This window comes from Rubripirellula tenax (assembly GCF_007860125.1).
Classification (GTDB): domain Bacteria; phylum Planctomycetota; class Planctomycetia; order Pirellulales; family Pirellulaceae; genus Rubripirellula; species Rubripirellula tenax.
The window spans coordinates 464,821-481,854 of record NZ_SJPW01000001.1; the positions used below are offsets into that span (position 1 = coordinate 464,821).

Here is a 17,034-nt window from a genome sequence, read left to right on the forward strand (position 1 = left end):
GAAAATCGATGCGACTGACACTGCGAACACTGCTGGCTTACCTGGACAACACGCTCGAGCCTCAGGATGCGGAGATTCTTCGCACGAAGCTGGCTGAGAGCGGTTTTGCAACGCAATTGGTCCAGCGTCTTCGGGCCGGACTGATCAACCCGTCGCTGGGAGCACCTCGCCCAGACGCAGTCGGCCCCAATGACGATGCCAACGTGATTGCCGAGTATCTGGACAGCACGTTGCCGACCGAACAGGTCGCCGAGATCGAGCGTGCTTGTTTGGAATCAGATTCGCGTTTGGCGGAGGCTGCTGCTTGTCACCAGATTCTGACGATGGTGTTGGGCAAGTCGGCCGACGTGCCTCCGGCGTTGCGGAGTCGGATTTACGAATTGCCCGAACGAGAAATCGAGCGGATCGCAGCATCGAGCACACGATTTTCTTCGCTGACCATGGACGGGCCACCGCCCGTGACCGTCGACGCGCTCGGCGGAGCGCTGAAGAGCGGTTTGGCGCCTTTGACGGACGTGAGTGAGTTGCCGACGATGGATTCGCCCCTGACGCATACCGGCGATCCAGTCACACCGGTGGGCCCGGCTGACTCAGGTGTTTCCGATGCGCCGACACGACTGCGCGAAGCCGGCGTGACAGCGACGGTTGCCTCGAGCGGCGGAAAAGGACCGGCGATGGCCGGATCCAAGAAACGCGATCCTAACGACACAGCGATCTACGGCGGTTTGGTACGAACGTCGCGAATCACGCCATGGTTGGTGTCGCTGGCCTTGGCGGGCGTGCTGCTGTTCGCCCTTTCGCGGATCTTTGCACCGCTGCTGAACCGCGACGACTCGGTGGCACAACTCGACGGTACGAAGACCCTTGACCCCAGTGGACTTGACCCCAGTGGACTTGACCCCAGTGGACTTGACCCCGCTGGATTTGACCCCAGCGAGATCGATGCACCCATCGACATGACGCCCCCGATGGAATCAATTCCGACGCCCGAAAACGCGATCGACGACGAAGCGTTTAGCGACGCCGAAATGCTGCCGCCACCTGCTCCATCGCGAGACGTCGACTCAGAACCCAACCTCGGTCGCGAGAGGGCCGCGCAGCCTGAGGCGGAATTCGAGATGACGGACGATTTCGATGACGCTGAGTTCATGCCACCACCGAAGCCTTCGGTTCTGGCAAGCCCCACAGCCGACGGTGTTGGCGACGACGAAGCGATGGAAGTTGAACTGCCCGGCCCTGCGGCGTTACCGCCCCCGGAAGCAATGGCAAGCATCGCTGCGGATCCCCCCATGGCCGACGAACTGCCTTTGGCAACGGATCCCCCGCGACTTGCCCAACCGGCGACCGAAGTAGCGACGATCACGACCGAAAACTCATTGATCGCGACCAACAAAGGCGTTGGGGGCGGAGCCCCGAAATGGGTGCGATTGAAGAAAGGCATGACGGTCGTCCCAGGCTATCCCGTCGTTTGCCCACCGACATTCCGCGCAACCATGACGTCGGTATCTGGCTTTGATGTAACGTTGGTCGGACCGGCCGAAGCTGTTTGGGTGGCGGACGAAGAAGGCGAGTCGGCAATCGCAATCGTAAGCGGGCGCGTCTTGATCAAGTCGAATCGCCCGAATGCGCGTATCGACATCGCATTGGGCAACGAGCTGGTCACGTTGTCGTTTGCGGAATCAGCATCGGTCGTGGCGGCAAGCATCAAGCACTTTCGCGCGCCGGGGTTGGACCCGTTGGAGGCGGATAATCGGATCGAGTTGGCGGGCGTGTTGGCGGTCCAAGGTGCCGTCGGATTGAGTTCGGACAATGACCAATCCGAGCTGACCACGCGACAACAATGGGTCAAACGCAGCGGCGGCAAACCCATGGTCTCACCCGTCGATGGCGTTCCGCCATGGGTCGACCCGGCCGATCCGGCGGCGACGTCGATCGAAGCCGGTGCACGGGAAGGCTTGTTGGAACTGATTGCGTCCGACCAACCGCTCGAAATCACGCTCCGCGAAGCCACGCTGTTTCGACGCAGCGAAGTGGCTTCCTTGGCCGCTCAGACTCTGCTGCACATGGGCCAAGGCGACGTTTACTTCGGCAGCGACGGGATCTTGTCGGAAACGAAACAACGGGCGTACTGGCCACAGCATTATTTGGAACTGCTTTCCGTCGTTGACCGCAGCGCCGCGTCGGCAAGCCAGCTCGAAAAATCGATCGTTCGAATGGACGCAGCCAATGCGGTACCGATGTTTCGTCTGTTGACGGGCTACTCGCAAAAACAACTGATCGAAGGCGGTGACGAAGAACTGGTTCGGTTACTCGATTCCGAAGCGATGGCGGTACGCGTGTTGGCGCTTGAAAATCTGCACAAGATGACGGGCACCACGTTGTACTTCCGCGCCGAACAGGACAACGCCGTCCGCCGAGAACCGGGCATCAAAAAGTGGGTGGCGCGACAACGCAAAGGCGACATCCGATGGAACGAAGGTGGCCAGTGAGCTGACACGAGTGTGACAGCCGGCGCCAGCCCTTCTGGGTGAAACGGACGACTGCGTTAGGGGCCGTAACTTCCCACAGTCTCGGAATCATGTTAACTTCCGCCCCCGTTTCTTCCCAAAACCCAGAAAACGATCGTCTTTTGCTTTGACCTTGCCGAATCAGGGTGTAAACGAGTAGATGGACGCCAATGTTTCGTCACTTGGCTAAAAAAATGGCCAGGGTGACTCCCACCAACATTCCCACCCTCATTCACGATTTTGGCGCTTTGTCGCTGTCACTTCGTGGGAGATGCAATTTCATGACGACGACCGAAATTCAGTGCCGTGACCAACGGATGCTTCAACGGATCGATGGTGTATTGCGATTCGACAGCGAACTGTCGCTTCACGCTGCCGACGTGCAAGTGTCGATCGAATCGTCACGCGTGGTTCTGAGCGGCTCACTTCCGTCGGCCTCGCTGATTGATCAGTTGGTGCCGGCGATTCGCAAAGCGGGCGTGCTGAACCAGATTTGCAACAACGTTCGCGTTGCCTAGCATTTTGTCGTGTCTCGGCACGGGACATTGACGCGGTTAACGCCTTTGTGTAACCGACCGGCCAAGATTAAGCTGACGCATTCGGTTCCTATTCCGCTTGCGTGACGGTAACGACGTGCCCAACTCTCTGCCTAACTCGATGAAAAAATCCGTGCCTGCGGACCTCGAGGTGAAAGATGCCCAGCTGATCTTCAACTCGGTTTGGAAGGAGATGGAAGACGAGCGCGGCCGCAGCAATATGCGGTTTCCCAAAGAGCTGATCCTGCTCGGTGGTGCGCCCGGGGCCGGTAAGGGCACCAACACCGACTTCATCCGCAAAGTCCGCGATATCTCGACCAAACCGATCGTGGTAAGCGAGCTTCTAAACAGCCCCGAAGCCCAATCGATCAAGGCCCAGGGCGGGATGGTCGGCGACCGCGAAGCCGTCAGGATCGTTTTTCGCGAACTGCTGAATCCACAGTATCAATCGGGCGCGATTCTGGACGGGTTTCCGCGGACCAAAGTTCAGGTCGAGTGCCTGAAACTGCTTTACGACGCGATGATCGGGTTGCGACGCGAATTCCAGGACACCCCCGACGTCGTCCATTTCAAGCAACCCATCTTTCATATCATCCTGCTGTTCGTCGACGAAGCCGAAAGCGTCGCTCGACAAATCAAACGTGGCCGACAAACGATCGCGCACAACGTCGCCGCCGAAGGGGACGACCAAGCGTCGAAGGTCGAAGAACGACCGACCGACTTCAACGAGGAACTGGCACGGAACCGATACCGTGTCTTCAAGGAGCGAACCTACGACGCGCTCGTCTCGCTGAAACAGATCTTTCACTACCACTTCATCAACGCCCAAGCGCCGTTGGATGTGGTGCAAGAGAACATTCTGCGCGAACTGGAATACCAGAGTTCGCTGGAATTGGACCCGCGGACCTTTCACACCCTGCGCCGGATTCCGCTGGCCAGCGAGATCATCAGCCACGCGCGACGCGATTTGGTCACGCGGCTGGATACCTATGAAATCGAGCAACCTGATTTGTTCCACCGTGTCGTGGACCAAATCGAAGCCAAGATGATGCCGATTATTCTGCGGCACGCGATCTCGGGCCGCGCTAGTATCAATTCCGACGACGCGATTTGGGAAGCCACCGATTCGTTACCGATGTTGATCGACGTGTTTTCCGAACGAGGCTTCCACGCTACCGTCGATATCACCAAGCACAGCACGCCGACGCGATTCGATCTGCAAACGGGCGAAATCGAGTACCAACAACGGAAGGTCTACCACATCGCCGTTCGATTCAAAGGATCAGAAATCCGCCGCGGCTAACCGGTCCGCTAAGTGGAACCGATTGACCCAGTGGAACCGATTGACCCAGTGGAACCGGTTGACCAAGTGGAACCGTTCAACGGAACCTAATCGACAAAACCGTCATCTTTTTCCTGGCCGCGCCGTCGGAATGTGGCATCTTTGACTTGGGCGCATTTTGCCCTGTCACTGCAATTCCACTTTCCTGCGTCATCGCCATGATCAAGCGTTTCACCCTGGCCGCCCTGCTGGTTTCCGTCTCTGTCGCGCAAGCCAACGCCCAAGACCACACCAACCGACGCCGCGGGGCGATTCTGGGCGGTCTCGCCGGTGCGGCCATCGGTGTCGCAATCGGCGATAAGGGCAACAACGAAACCGCCGGCGCGTTGATCGGCGGCGCCGTCGGCGCTGTTGCTGGCGGAACAATCGGCGATGCTCGCGACCAACGGATCGACCACGATCGGCGTTACCACTCGGGTTATCCGACTTACCCGTCGCAGATCCCCGCCTATGGTCCACCCACCCACGCTCAACCGGGATATCCCGCCTATCGCGACGGCCAACACCGACAAGACTACTACGCGCCCCGCGTCTACGATGCGCCGCCGGTAGTCTACGGTGAACCGACCATGGCAGCTCTGCCGGCGCAACCTACCTTATCGACCGAAGATGTCGTCGCGATGGTTCGAAGTGGTCTGAGCGAGCCGATGATCGTCCGCCAAATCCAACTTCGTGGCGTATCACGGCATCTGGCCGTTTCGGAAATCATCGCGTTGCACCAACAAGGCGTTAGCGAGTTGATCATTGACGCGATGCAGGGCGTTTTCGCAGAACCTACCGTGTCGTCGCCCAGTGATTTTGACCGCAATGGAACGTACCGCAGCAATGCGACGCCCACAGTCGAAGGACGCTCGTACCGATACCCGACCGAATCGCCCGATTTGTACGGTCCCAGCCTGCTGGCACCGCGAAACTGAGCCTGCTGGCACCGCGAAACTGAGCCGATGCTTGGCGACGGTCCGCCCGTTTCGACGGATGCTGGCCAGCCGGAAGACCTAGCAATCGACGTGGACCTCCCATGCGACGTCCCACTCGACACCACTAACGGCCACAAACGAACCACCCCACGGAGCCGCGATTCGGGCTTTTAGGTGTACATGCGTAGCGTTCTTTTGGCAGAATTTCGACTTTATTTGGCTTGAAGTGAGCCAACACCCAGTTTGCCCAGTTGCTGCATTCTTCTTGACCCTTAGAATCCCGCACTTCTCAACCCCTTGTTCAGCCCCTAGGAGGCAGAAATGAAGTCGATTGTTTTGTTTGCGATGTTCGCTTTGGTCGGATCGATCGTGGCTCCGAATTCGGACGCAGGTTGCTTCGGCAAGTTGTTCGGACGTTGCAAGGCTGACGCTTGTGCGCCAGCTTGTGCTCCCACATGTGCTCCCGAACCGGTTTGCTGCGAAGCACCGGCTCCTGTTTGCGCTCCCGAACCAGTTTGCTGCGAACCAGCACCTGTTTGCGCTCCAGCACCCGTTTGCGCACCAGCACCAGTTTGCTGCCCTGAACCGGCACCGACCTGCTGCGAAGCTCCTCGCCGCGGTTGCAAGCTGATCCAAAAGCTTCGCGCTCGTCGTGCAGCAAAGAACTGCTGTGCACCAGCGTGCGATCCTTGCGGTTGCTAAACTAGTCAATAGCACGGACTAAAACACAAGAGGCGACCCGCAACCGATGCGGGCCGCCTCTTTTTTTATGCAATTGCCGTCTCTCGGAGCGGAAAATAAGTGCCTGCCCCCTTTTGTGCGAAGCACCCGAAGGGCCGGTTCCCGGCAAAAGGGGTCGGACACTTTATTCTCGCCACTTTTTCTACACGTTCCCTACATCGATTCAACGATCGAGCGGCGCAGCCACAACAATTCGCTGGCGATGTCTTCGGCCAATCCTCGTTTTCGCATCGGCTCGGGTAAGACCGACCACGCGTACGTTTCGATTTCCAGGTGACCAGAAAACTGAACCTGGTCGTTCGACACCAACGCCCTCAGGCAGTCCAGCACATCCGCATGCGTCGTCGTCAGGTGCCCGAATCGTTCCAAGAAAATCGGCACATGGAAGTGAACGACCCAGCGATCGTCGCCCCATACCGGATCACCGTCTTTAGCGATCTTGGCGATCAGCTCCGGCAAGTCTTCGGTCAACGTCGTTTGCCCCGTCGCACTCAGCCGCATCGTTTGATGCAGATAGCGATCCTCGGCAAAGTGCTTCAGTTGCTCAATCGCCTCGCGACGTCGACCAATGGCCATCGATTGCCAATCCGCGACGACGGCGCTGCTGACCTGGACCTTCCCCACCATGATGCCCGCGTCGGCATATTGAGCGATCACGTCGGCTTGACCTTCCATCATCACAGCCGAGTGGCACACGTCATGGCACACGGTCAGATACCGGCGGTGGTCGGCTTCGGGCAGTTCCTTGGCAAAGAACGCTACGATGTCCGTTGCCGTGTCCAGCAAACAACCCGGCTCCGGCTCGATGGCGACGACGATTCGCCGACCGGTTCGCGATTCCAAGTCCTTCAAGTAGTTCGCCAATTGGCGAAACTGTTTTCCGGCTGCGGCCCAACGATGTGCCGGATCGGCGGCTATCCCATCCGCACCGGTCGTCGGCCAACCGATCGGCAACGTGCTGATCGATCCGATCGCTTCCGCATCGCCGTCCCCACCATCACTGGGCGGCAAAATGGCCGCCAGGATCTCTGCCAATTGTTGGGTGTATTCCAGCCGAGACACGTCTTCCCACGTCGGTTCGTAAACAGCGTGTTTGACGACATTTTGGTGGAAATTGTCGTACGGAAAACCGTTGATCGTGTACGGACGCAGATTCAATTTCCCCAAGAATGCGGCGAAGTCACTCGCTTGACCGGCCAACTGGGCCGCCGCCGTCGCGGGCAACCACAGACCGACCCCGATTTCGTCCATCCCCGCTTCGATCCGAGCCGGCACGGCGAATCGTTCAAGGTTCTGCTGGATCGACTTCATGTCGGTCCCCGCATGCACATTGGTGCAATAGCCGATGGTCCACTTCGTTGGGTCTATATTCGTCACAATACGTCGTTGCTGACTGAGGATGATGCGAAACAAGTCGTTCATCTTACGCGCTGACACGTGTTTGCCGCGACCCGATTAAGCTGAACAATTCTGAACCCCTTACGTTCGGTTCCCCTTAAGAATCCCACGCCCCACTATGCCAAAATTCTGCCTGACGATTTTGTTTGTTTTTGCTGCCCTACAACCCGCCTGGGCTCAACCGCTGGACAATCGCAAGCACGCCGATTCGGCGGACCGCTTCTATCAGATCGACCAATGGTTGCCGACGCCCAACGCGTTCCGCACCGCGTCGGGTGCACCCGGTCCAGAATATTGGCAACAGCGTGCCGACTATGACATCGACGTCACGCTTGACGACGCGAACCAGCGAATCCTGGGCACCGTCCGAATCCACTACCACAACCTTTCGCCCGATCCGTTGAACTACGTTTGGGTGCAATTGGACCAGAACCGATTTCGACCCGACTCGGATTCCAACAACGCTTCGCCCTCACCATCGCTATCGCCAAAGATCACCTTCGACGCGATCAGCGGAATCTTGGCGTCGATGACATTCGACGGCGGCTTCGACATCGAATCGGTCACCAAGTGGAATCCTTCGTCGCAGCCGAATCCGGATCCGACGACAAAACGAGTATCCGACGACGACGTTGCCCTGCGTCACACGATCAACAAAACGATGATGCGGATCGACTTGAACGAACCGCTCGCCCCCGGCGATTCGATGGGCTTTGCGATCAAGTACCAATACAACATCGTCGACGCAAAAGTCATCCGCGCCCGCGGCGGCAGCGAGTACTTCGACAAGGACGACAACTACATCTACGAAATCTCTCAGTGGTATCCGCGCGTCGCCGCCTACACCGACTATGCCGGATGGCAGCACAAACAGTTTCTCGGTCGCGGCGAGTTCACGTTGGAACTGGGCGACTATGACGTTCGCATCACTGCGCCGGCCGAAATGGTTGTCGCGGCGACCGGAGAACTTCAAAATGCCGACGATGTGTTGAAGGACCCGTGGAAGCAACGCTTGGCAGAAGCCGCGAATGCCAAGAAGCCCGTTTTTGTGATCACGCCCGACGAGGCAAAAGAGAACCAGTCGCAACGGACGGACAAGACCACGACGTGGCAGTTCCATGCCGACAACGTTCGCGACTTTGCCTTTGCCGCCAGCCGAAAGTTCATCTGGGACGCGATGGGTGTCGACGTCGGTGACAACAAAGTCATGGCGATGTCGTATTACCCCAACGAAGCCGAACCGCTGTGGAGCCAATATTCGACCGAAGCGATCGCCCACACGTTGGAAGTCTACGGCCGTTATTCGTTCGAATACCCCTATCCGGTCGCGATCAGCGTCAACGGACCGGTGTACGGGATGGAGTACCCGATGATTTGTTTCAACGGACCGCGCCCCGAAGAAGACGGGACCTACACGCGCGACACCAAGTACGGATTGATCTCGGTCATCATCCACGAAGTCGGGCACAATTTTTATCCGATGATCGTCAACAGCGACGAGCGTCAATGGACGTGGATGGACGAGGGACTCAATACGTTTCTGCAATACTTGACTGAACAAGAATGGGAAACCGATTACCCGTCGCGGCGCGGCGCCCCCGAGAAAATCGTTCCCTACATGCGAGGCGGAAACCAACGACCGATCATGTCGGGCAGCGAAGAAATCCTGCAATTCGGTAACAACGCCTACGCGAAACCCGCCACGGCGCTGAACATCTTGCGAGAAACGATCCTGGGCCGCGAACTGTTTGATTTTGCGTTCGCCGAGTACGCCCGGCGATGGAAATTCAAACGACCAACGCCAAGCGATTTCTTCCGCACCATGGAAGACGCATCGGGCACCGATTTGGATTGGTTCTGGCGAGGCTGGTTTTACAGCACCGATCACGTCGATATCGCGATCGAAAACCTGAAACTGTTCCAGATCGACAGCGGCGATCCTGACACCGGCGCCGAACGGAAACGCAAAGAACGTGACGACGAAGAACCGACGTTAAGTGAGGAACGAAACAAACAACTGCGGAAACGGATCGAGTGGCAGGCGGGCTTAAAGGACTTCTACAACAGCGACGACTTTGACGAACACGCCGTCGAAGAATCGGCGCGCAAGGCATTCACCAAGTTTGTCGATGGGCTGACCGAAAAAGAGCGAGCGATGTTGCGCCGCTCGACCAATTTCTATATCGCTTCCTTCCGCAACGTCGGCGGGTTGGTGATGCCGATCATCGTTCGGATCCACTACACCGACAACACGAACGAATTGGTAACGATTCCAGTCGACATTTGGCGAGCCAACGGTAACCGGGTCGACAAGCTGTTCGTGACCGACAAAGAAATTTCGCGTCTCGAATTGGACCCGCGCCGCGAACTCGCCGACACCGAAACGTCGAACAACGATTGGCCACCCAAGATCGTCCCCAGCCGTTTCAAGCTTTACAAGGACGAAAAGAAGCCCAACCCGATGCAGAAGCTAAGGGATAAAAAATCCGGCAAGGACACCGATGAAGATGACGTTGCCGAGGAAGAAATCACGGAAGCAGAGTGAAACGAAGTCGAACGAACCGATCCGGCTACTGCATCGGTGGTCGCGGATCGTTCGCAAACTTTTCCTGGTCCGCTTTGGCGACTTCCTCGTCCAGTCCACCGTCGTGCAGGATGACGCGATAGTTTAGTCGCATGTGTTTCCCGGCCGGCAGCACCACGCCCCGGGTTTTCTCTTCGCCGGTGAAATGAGAAACGCCGAACGGGTTGGCCGCGAACAGGCCGTAGGTGCGTACGTGCCAGCGGCACGGATAACCGTAACTGCTGGGATGATCGTGAATCGTGATGCCGGCCGTCTTATTGTTGACCGGTCCCGAGTAATCGACCCACGGCGCCGCCTTGCCCCACGCTTTGCCGTTCGTATCGCCGTCGGCGGTAGTGATGACGCCGCCCAACTTCGCGTCGACCTTCATCGTGCCCGCAACACGGACACCGAACGTGCCTTCTTTGGTATCACCAAAGTGAACGTCACCGTCGGTCGCTTTCAGAATCACGTCGCAATCGATCACACGCCGATCGCCCGATCGAAAGAACGTGAATCGACGCGTGTCGGACATCACGCGTTCGCCTTTCGGTGACATCCAATCGTTCTTGGTCATGATGAAAGCGGCGCCGTCGTCCGTCACACCCGTCGATGCGGATCGGTGGACCGTGTCGCCTTCGTTCTTTTCGTCGGCCCAAAAATCAAAGTCGTTGACTTCCCCATGCGTCATCCACATCGACCGATGATGTTGATGATCCTTCGCCTCGGTCGCCAGCGCGTCCTCGATGGGATACTGGCGTGTCATCGCTTGGCCGCTGGGACCGATGACGGGATAGACGACGGGCTTACCGTGGCTGTCGATCAAGTAGCCGGCGACCAGGGTATCGCCGTCGTAGATCTTCCACCCAATGGCTTGGCCCGCGTCGTCATTGTCGGCTTCGATCCGCATTGTCGATGTCGCCGGCTTGTCGCCGAGTAGAGTCGTCGAAGCGGACGTCAAAACCCCCAAACTCATTACGGTCGTTAAAAGGGGACGACACATACGGTCAAACCAGCGGGGGATGGCACGGTTCACGGCAGGACTTTCGGGTCGGAGGGCGGGAATGGTGGCGTCGGTAAGGGAGAATCGACTATCATAGTTTGATATCGGCGGCGTGACGTGTCCCCTACTGGCCGGCGAATTCTCTTCTTTTCTGAGTTGCGTGCAAATGCGTTTCCTTCGTCGAACTGCTGTTGCGAATCTATTGATCATCGCTGCGAGCATTTTTGTCAGCATGCCGACGGCCGCGATCGCCCAGAATCGCAATGCGAAATCCAACCGTCCCGCCGCCAAGCCGCCCAAGATCAACTTACCGGCCAGCGTCACCAGCAAGCCGACGTTGAAAATGGACGTCGCCGCAGTGAACGCGAACTCACGCTCATCCGTCGCGTCCGCCGCCGATCGTTTGGACTCTTTGGTCGAAGACAAGTTGCGAGAAAAAAACGTCGCACCCAATCCGATCGCAAGTGACGAAGTCTTTTTGCGAAGGGTCTACTTGGACGTTGCCGGTCGCATTCCCACGCTCGGTGAAGCAAACGCGTTCTTGGAATCGTCGGATTCCGAAAAACGCGAACAATTGATCGATGACCTGTTAGGCAGCCCCGACTACGTCAGCAACTTTTACAACTTTTGGGCCGACGTGCTTCGCTTGGTCGAGCGCCCCACAGTCAATAATGTCGCCGACCCCTATTTGGGTTACGTGAAGGATTCGATCCGTACTAACAAGAAGTACAACGCCTGGGTGTACGAAATGTTGACGGCCGACGGAAAGGTTTGGGAAAACCCGGCGACCGGATTTCAACTGCGCGATGATGGGATGCCGCTGCCGTACATCGACAATACGGTTCGCGTTTTCCTGGGAACGCAAATCGGATGCGCCCAATGTCACGACCATCCGTTCGATCAATGGTCGCAGTACCAGTTCTATCAATTGGCGGCGTTCACAGCCGGCACACGCACGCGACTTCGTAAGGGCGACCCTGGATTCGAGAAGACGAATCCGGCAGCCACGCTGATCAAAGAGGCTCGCGGAAAATTCGAAAACGGTCGCGTTCCCGGTCCCTTCCAACGTCTCGCCCAAGCCAACATGTACGTGGTATCGGAAGTCCCGGCCAAGCTGCGATTGCCGCACGATTACGCCTACGAAGATGCAAAGCCGAAAGACATCGTCACGCCCGAGGTGTTGTGGGGCGAGATCCCGACGTCCGCGTCGAAATCCAGTCCACGGGAACAGTTTGCGGCATGGTTGACCAGTGCCGACAACCCGCAATTCACGCGAACGATTGCGAACCGACTTTGGAAGCGATTCTTGGGAGTTGGTTTGGTCGAACCGATCGACGACTTCCGCGACGAGAACGCTTGTGTCAACGAACCGCTGCTGGATTACCTGGCCGAAGAAGTCGCGCGCAGCGATTTCGACATCAAGGAATTCATGCGGATGATTCTTTACAGCAAGACCTATCAACACGTGTCGACGGACTACGAATTGACCAGTGGCGAGGAATACTATTTTCCAGGACCGGTGGTTCGGCGGATGTCGGCGGAACAGGTTTGGGATTCGATTCTGACGTTGGCCGTCAACAATCCGTGGCCGTTCGAGCGACCAACCGCCAAGGATTTGGCACCGGTGATGGACGTCGACTTCAAGAAAACGAATTACGAAGCATTCAAGAAACAAAGCGAACGCTACGGCGAAACTTACTTTGACAACACGTACAAGCGGTCGCTGAACAAGCATGCGTATCAGGGCAATGTCCTAGCGCGGGCCAGCGAGTTGCCATCGCCGGTTAGCGCCGATCACTTCTTGCGGCAATTCGGCCAAGGGGATCGCGAAACCATCAATGGCTCGCAAACCGATCCGACCGTGCCTCAGATTTTGGCGATGTTCAACGGCCCGATCACGCACGTCATGCTGGAAGCTGGTTCCGCAATCGTCGACGACGTTTTGGCGATCGATTCGACACGTGACCGCATTGACGCAATCTTCTTGAGCGTGCTGGCACGGAATCCGGATGCGTCGGACCGCAAGGTCGCTGCGATGGAACTTGGCCGAGTCCGACAAGACGGTGTTGGATACGGCAATATCATTTGGGCACTCCTGAACACACGCGAATTTCTGTTCGTTCAATAACACTCTCTTCTCGCCGTTAGAATCGAATCACTATGGCTCGACCAGATTTTTCGCCCGCCGATCGCCGGCAATTCATGCAAAATATCGCCAAGCAAACGCTGGGCGTTTCGTTCGCGGGTACCGTGCTGACACCGGGCCTATTCGGCGAAACGTCCGCCCACGCCGCCGCCACGCCGGTCGGCAAGGCCAAGCACGTCATCTACATGTTCATGGATGGTGCGATGACGCACCTGGACACGTTCGATCCGAAAGTCGGTGTCGAAGAAGCGGGCGAAACCAAACCGATCCAGACTCGGGTTCCCGGCATGATGTTCGGTGACCGGTTTCCCAAATTGGCGTACTTGGCCGGCGCGATTGCCGTTGTCCGTTCGCTCAGCACCGAAACGGGTGCACACGACCAGGGCAAGTACCTGATGCGAACCTCCTACAAACAACTCAACAGCATCCAGCATCCAGCGATGGGCGCATGGATGGTTGCCGAACAAGGTCGCCTTAACAAAGAATTGCCGGGCAACTATGTGATCGGATCGGGCAATCGCCACCCGGGGGCCGGTTTCTTGGAAGCCGCCCATTCGCCGGTACCGATTCCGAACCCGGCAGCCGGATTGCAGAACACGTCGCTTCCGAACTACTTACCGGCTGAATTGTTCAGCCGCCGTTTGACGCTGGCCGGAAAGTTCGACGAAGCGTTTCAATCGAAACGAGAAAACACAGTCGTTGCCGCTTACAACCAACTCTACAGCGAGGCCCGTCGTTTGATGGGCAGCGAACACTTGAAGGTGTTCGACATCAAGCAGGAACCCGAGAAGGTTCGTGAAGCCTACGGCAACAATTCGCTGGGCCAGGCATGTCTGTTGGCGCGTCGACTGGTGCAAGGCGGCGCTCGATTCGTCGAAGTGAATTCCGGCGGATGGGACATGCACACCGAACTGTATTCGTCGATGGACACGAAAGCCGAACAGTTGGACACGGCGCTGGGCAGTCTGCTGCGCGACCTTCACCAGTGTGGTCTGCTGGGCGAAACGTTGATTGTGTTGACCACCGAATTCGGTCGCTCGCCCAAGATGAACGTCAACGGCGGACGCGATCATCACCCCGGCGCCTTTTGCAGCCTGTTGGCGGGTGCGGGAATCAACGGTGGCCAAGTGTACGGCGAATCCGACGCGAAAGGATTTTCGGTCGCTAAAGACCAAGTCTCTGTATCCGATTTCAATCGAACGATTGCCGCCGCCGCCGGTTTGCCGCTCGACGAAGAACGGTTCGCCCCCAACGGTCGCCCTTTTAAAATCGGTGGCGACGGTGACCCGATTGCCGCTCTCTTGGCTTAATAAATTCACGGGCTTTCAAACGGGCCGGGTCCATTCAACACCTGCCGCCACACTATCCCTCCCCGGACACTCACGTTGACGCTCAAACAACTCGTGCTGTCTTTGACCATCGCCGGCGTGTCGTCCAGTTCGGTTGTCGCCGAGAAACCGACTACGATGCAGCCGTATTCCGATCGACTGGAACACACCGACTTGGCGATCGAGATGGTGCCGATCCCCGGCGGCAGTTTCAAAATGGGCTCGCCCGAATCGGAAGCCGATCGGAAAGACGATGAGGGCCCGCAAGCGGAAGTCACCGTGTCGCCGTTTTGGATAGGCAAGTTCGAAATCACGTGGGATCAATACGATACCTGGGGTGAACAAACGGACCAACTGCGTCGCAAGATGATGTCCGTTGACCCGAGCGAGCGTGACATCCTGGTCGACGGAATCTCGAAGCCGACTGAACCGTATACCGACATGAGTTTCGGAATGGGCAAGGGTGACTTCCCAGCGATCTGCATGACCCAGCATGCCGCGCGAACGTTCTGTGAATGGTTGTCGGCCAAAACGGGACACTACTATCGATTGCCCACCGAAGCCGAATGGGAATACGCCGCTCGCGCGGGCACCACGACGGCATACTCGTTCGGCGATGACCCAGCCGATCTGGACGATCACGCGTGGTACTTCGACAACAGCGACGATACCTATCACGAAGTCGGCGAAAAAGAACCGAACCCGTGGGGGCTATATGACATGCACGGCAACGTCGCCGAGTGGGTGCTCGATCAATACGATCCGTCAGCGTACCAATCGGTCGCCGGCGCGGTGGACCCGCTGAGCGTCCCCAAGACTTTGTATCCTCGCATCGTTCGCGGTGGCGGTTGGGACGATGACCCGGACATGCTGCGCAGTGCCGCCCGCGAAGGTTCCAGCGACGCCTGGAAAGAACAAGATCCACAGTTACCGAAGAGCATTTGGTATCACACCGATGCGCTGGGCGTCGGTTTTCGTGTCGTTCGACCGTTTATCGAACCCACGGCCGACGAACGAGCCCTAAAGTGGGACAAGTGCGAACCGAAACAAGTGGATTCCGATTGAACTGATTTCCTTTCCCGCCCCAATGCTCCCGCCCGCCCACGAAGGCCGACCCATGACCCAAACTCCATCACGTCGTCAATTCTTACAAACCACCGGACGCGTCGCCGCGGCAACGACGCTGGTTTCCGCCGCGACATCCAACGTTCACGCGGCGCAAGATTCGACCATCCGCATCGCGCTAGTGGGCTGCGGCGGACGCGGAACGGGCGCGGCCTTGAATGCGCTTTCCGTCGATAACGGGCCGATTGAGTTGGTGGCACTTGCGGACGTCTTTGAAAACAACATCAAGAGCACCCATGCCGCATTGTCAGGTCACGCGAAAGTTGGATCCAAAGTCGACGTTCCCGACGAGCGACGCTTCCTCGGATTCGATGCCTACCGCCAAGCGATGGACGCGTTACGACCGGGCGACGTTGTGATCTTGGCCACTCCACCCGGATTCCGCTGGGTGCACTACACCTATGCGATTGAAAAGGGTTTGAATGTCTTCATGGAAAAACCTGTCACGATCGACGCGCCCACGTCGGTTCGCATGCTGGAATTGAACAACCGCGCGATCGAAAAGAACTTGAAGGTCGCCGTCGGCTTGATGTGTCGCCATTGCCGCGGACGGATGGAGTTGTTTGATCGAATCCAAAGCGGCGAAATCGGTGAAGTCAACATGCTGCGTGCCTACCGCATGGCCGGACGTACCGCGTCGGCGGCAGTACCGCCCAACGACGGTTCGATGAGCGACTTGGATCACCAGATCAAAAACTTCCACGGCTTCCTATGGCTCAGCGGCGGCGCCGTCAGTGACTTCCTGATCCACAACATCGACGAATCGTGCTGGATGAAAAATGCTTGGCCCGAAAAGGCGATCGCGGTCGGCGGCCGTCACTACCGCGACGGTTGCGTGGACCAGAACTTCGACAACTACGCGATCGAATATACGTTTGCCGATGGTGCCAAGTTGTTTGTCGATGGCCGAACCGTGCCAGGATGCAAACAAGAGTTCGCAAGCTACGCGCACGGTTCCAAAGGAACGGCGATCATCTCGACCGCTTCCCACACGCCGGCAAAGAGTCGATTGTTCACTGACCAATCGATGAGCAAAGACAAGATGACGTGGGCGTTCCCGCAACCGGAACCCAATCCGTATGACTTGGAATGGGCGGACCTGATCGACGCGATCCGCGAAGATCGCCCCTACAACGAAGTCGAACGTGGTGTGATGGCAAGCGCGGTCACGTCGATGGGTCGCATGGCGGCCCACACCGGCCAAGAAATCACGCTGACCAAATTCATGAAGCATGACCACGAATTCGCGCCGGGCATCGACCAGTTGACGATGGGCGGCGATTCACCGCTGATGCCCGACGACCAGGGCCGGTACCCCGTACCCATGCCGGGCTTGGTGAAGAAACGCGAGTACATGGACGCAAGCTAACGACTCGCCGATCGTCGCGTCGACTTATCGGCGAAACGCGACGGGAAAAGTCATCGCTC

The 17,034-nt window shown here is 57.7% G+C and carries 11 protein-coding genes; 9 read left to right on the plus strand and 2 right to left on the minus strand.

The genetic code is table 11. The features are described from left to right. Window positions 1-8 precede the first annotated feature (8 nt). The 4 genes from Poly51_RS01700 (at window position 9) to Poly51_RS01715 (ending at window position 5,302) form a co-directional block, all read left to right on the plus strand. On the plus strand, window positions 9-2,489 hold the full coding sequence (locus Poly51_RS01700; RefSeq protein WP_146453615.1) for a hypothetical protein: 2,481 nt from the start codon (window positions 9-11) through the stop codon (window positions 2,487-2,489). A gap of 299 nt (window positions 2,490-2,788) precedes the next feature. Next, complete coding sequence (locus Poly51_RS01705) at window positions 2,789-3,025, plus strand: hypothetical protein (RefSeq protein WP_146453616.1); 237 nt, start codon at window positions 2,789-2,791, stop codon at window positions 3,023-3,025. A gap of 139 nt (window positions 3,026-3,164) precedes the next feature. Continuing rightward, complete coding sequence (locus Poly51_RS01710) at window positions 3,165-4,346, plus strand: nucleoside monophosphate kinase (RefSeq protein ID WP_146453617.1); 1,182 nt, start codon at window positions 3,165-3,167, stop codon at window positions 4,344-4,346. Between the two features lie 197 nt (window positions 4,347-4,543). Next, entirely contained in the window at window positions 4,544-5,302 is a 759-nt protein-coding gene (locus Poly51_RS01715) for a glycine zipper domain-containing protein (RefSeq protein WP_146453618.1), read from the plus strand. An 894-nt stretch (window positions 5,303-6,196) separates the two neighbouring features. Here Poly51_RS01715 and eboE read toward each other — a convergent pair. After that, entirely contained in the window at window positions 6,197-7,465 is a 1,269-nt protein-coding gene (gene eboE / locus Poly51_RS01725) for a metabolite traffic protein EboE (protein WP_146453620.1), read from the minus strand. A gap of 94 nt (window positions 7,466-7,559) precedes the next feature. Here eboE and Poly51_RS01730 point away from each other — a divergent pair, with 94 nt between their 5' ends. Beyond that, window positions 7,560-9,986 (plus strand): M1 family metallopeptidase, encoded by a 2,427-nt coding sequence (locus Poly51_RS01730; protein ID WP_146453621.1) that lies wholly within the window; start codon window positions 7,560-7,562, stop codon window positions 9,984-9,986. Window positions 9,987-10,011: 25 nt separating this feature from the next. Here Poly51_RS01730 and Poly51_RS01735 read toward each other — a convergent pair whose 3' ends face one another. Continuing rightward, a complete protein-coding gene (locus Poly51_RS01735; RefSeq protein WP_186775275.1) occupies window positions 10,012-10,980 on the minus strand; it encodes a DUF6807 domain-containing protein in 969 nt (322 codons plus the stop codon). Between the two features lie 193 nt (window positions 10,981-11,173). On the opposite strand from Poly51_RS01735, the gene Poly51_RS01740 reads away from it, so the two are divergent. The 4 genes from Poly51_RS01740 (at window position 11,174) to Poly51_RS01755 (ending at window position 16,975) form a co-directional block, all read left to right on the plus strand. Further along, window positions 11,174-13,135, plus strand: coding sequence for a DUF1549 and DUF1553 domain-containing protein (locus tag Poly51_RS01740; RefSeq protein ID WP_146453623.1), 1,962 nt, complete (start codon window positions 11,174-11,176; stop codon window positions 13,133-13,135). A gap of 32 nt (window positions 13,136-13,167) precedes the next feature. Next, window positions 13,168-14,463, plus strand: coding sequence for a DUF1501 domain-containing protein (locus Poly51_RS01745; RefSeq protein ID WP_146453624.1), 1,296 nt, complete (start codon window positions 13,168-13,170; stop codon window positions 14,461-14,463). Window positions 14,464-14,538: 75 nt separating this feature from the next. Then, window positions 14,539-15,546, plus strand: a complete 1,008-nt coding sequence (locus Poly51_RS01750; RefSeq protein ID WP_246114204.1) for a formylglycine-generating enzyme family protein — start codon at window positions 14,539-14,541, stop codon at window positions 15,544-15,546. 52 nt (window positions 15,547-15,598) lie between these two features. Then, window positions 15,599-16,975, plus strand: coding sequence for a Gfo/Idh/MocA family protein (locus Poly51_RS01755; protein WP_146453625.1), 1,377 nt, complete (start codon window positions 15,599-15,601; stop codon window positions 16,973-16,975). Window positions 16,976-17,034: the final 59 nt, after the last annotated feature.

Excerpts from the sequence above, each read along its gene's own strand:
- Poly51_RS01700 (WP_146453615.1), top strand. The coding sequence starts at position 9 with ATGCGACTGACACTGCGAACACTGCTGGCTTACCTGGACAACACGCTC.
- Poly51_RS01705 (WP_146453616.1), top strand. The coding sequence starts at position 2,789 with ATGACGACGACCGAAATTCAGTGCCGTGACCAACGGATGCTTCAACGG.
- Poly51_RS01710 (WP_146453617.1), top strand. The coding sequence starts at position 3,165 with ATGAAAAAATCCGTGCCTGCGGACCTCGAGGTGAAAGATGCCCAGCTG.
- Poly51_RS01715 (WP_146453618.1), top strand. The coding sequence starts at position 4,544 with ATGATCAAGCGTTTCACCCTGGCCGCCCTGCTGGTTTCCGTCTCTGTC.
- eboE (WP_146453620.1), bottom strand. The coding sequence starts at position 7,465 with ATGAACGACTTGTTTCGCATCATCCTCAGTCAGCAACGACGTATTGTG.
- Poly51_RS01730 (WP_146453621.1), top strand. The coding sequence starts at position 7,560 with ATGCCAAAATTCTGCCTGACGATTTTGTTTGTTTTTGCTGCCCTACAA.
- Poly51_RS01735 (WP_186775275.1), bottom strand. The coding sequence starts at position 10,980 with ATGAGTTTGGGGGTTTTGACGTCCGCTTCGACGACTCTACTCGGCGAC.
- Poly51_RS01740 (WP_146453623.1), top strand. The coding sequence starts at position 11,174 with ATGCGTTTCCTTCGTCGAACTGCTGTTGCGAATCTATTGATCATCGCT.
- Poly51_RS01745 (WP_146453624.1), top strand. The coding sequence starts at position 13,168 with ATGGCTCGACCAGATTTTTCGCCCGCCGATCGCCGGCAATTCATGCAA.
- Poly51_RS01755 (WP_146453625.1), top strand. The coding sequence starts at position 15,599 with ATGACCCAAACTCCATCACGTCGTCAATTCTTACAAACCACCGGACGC.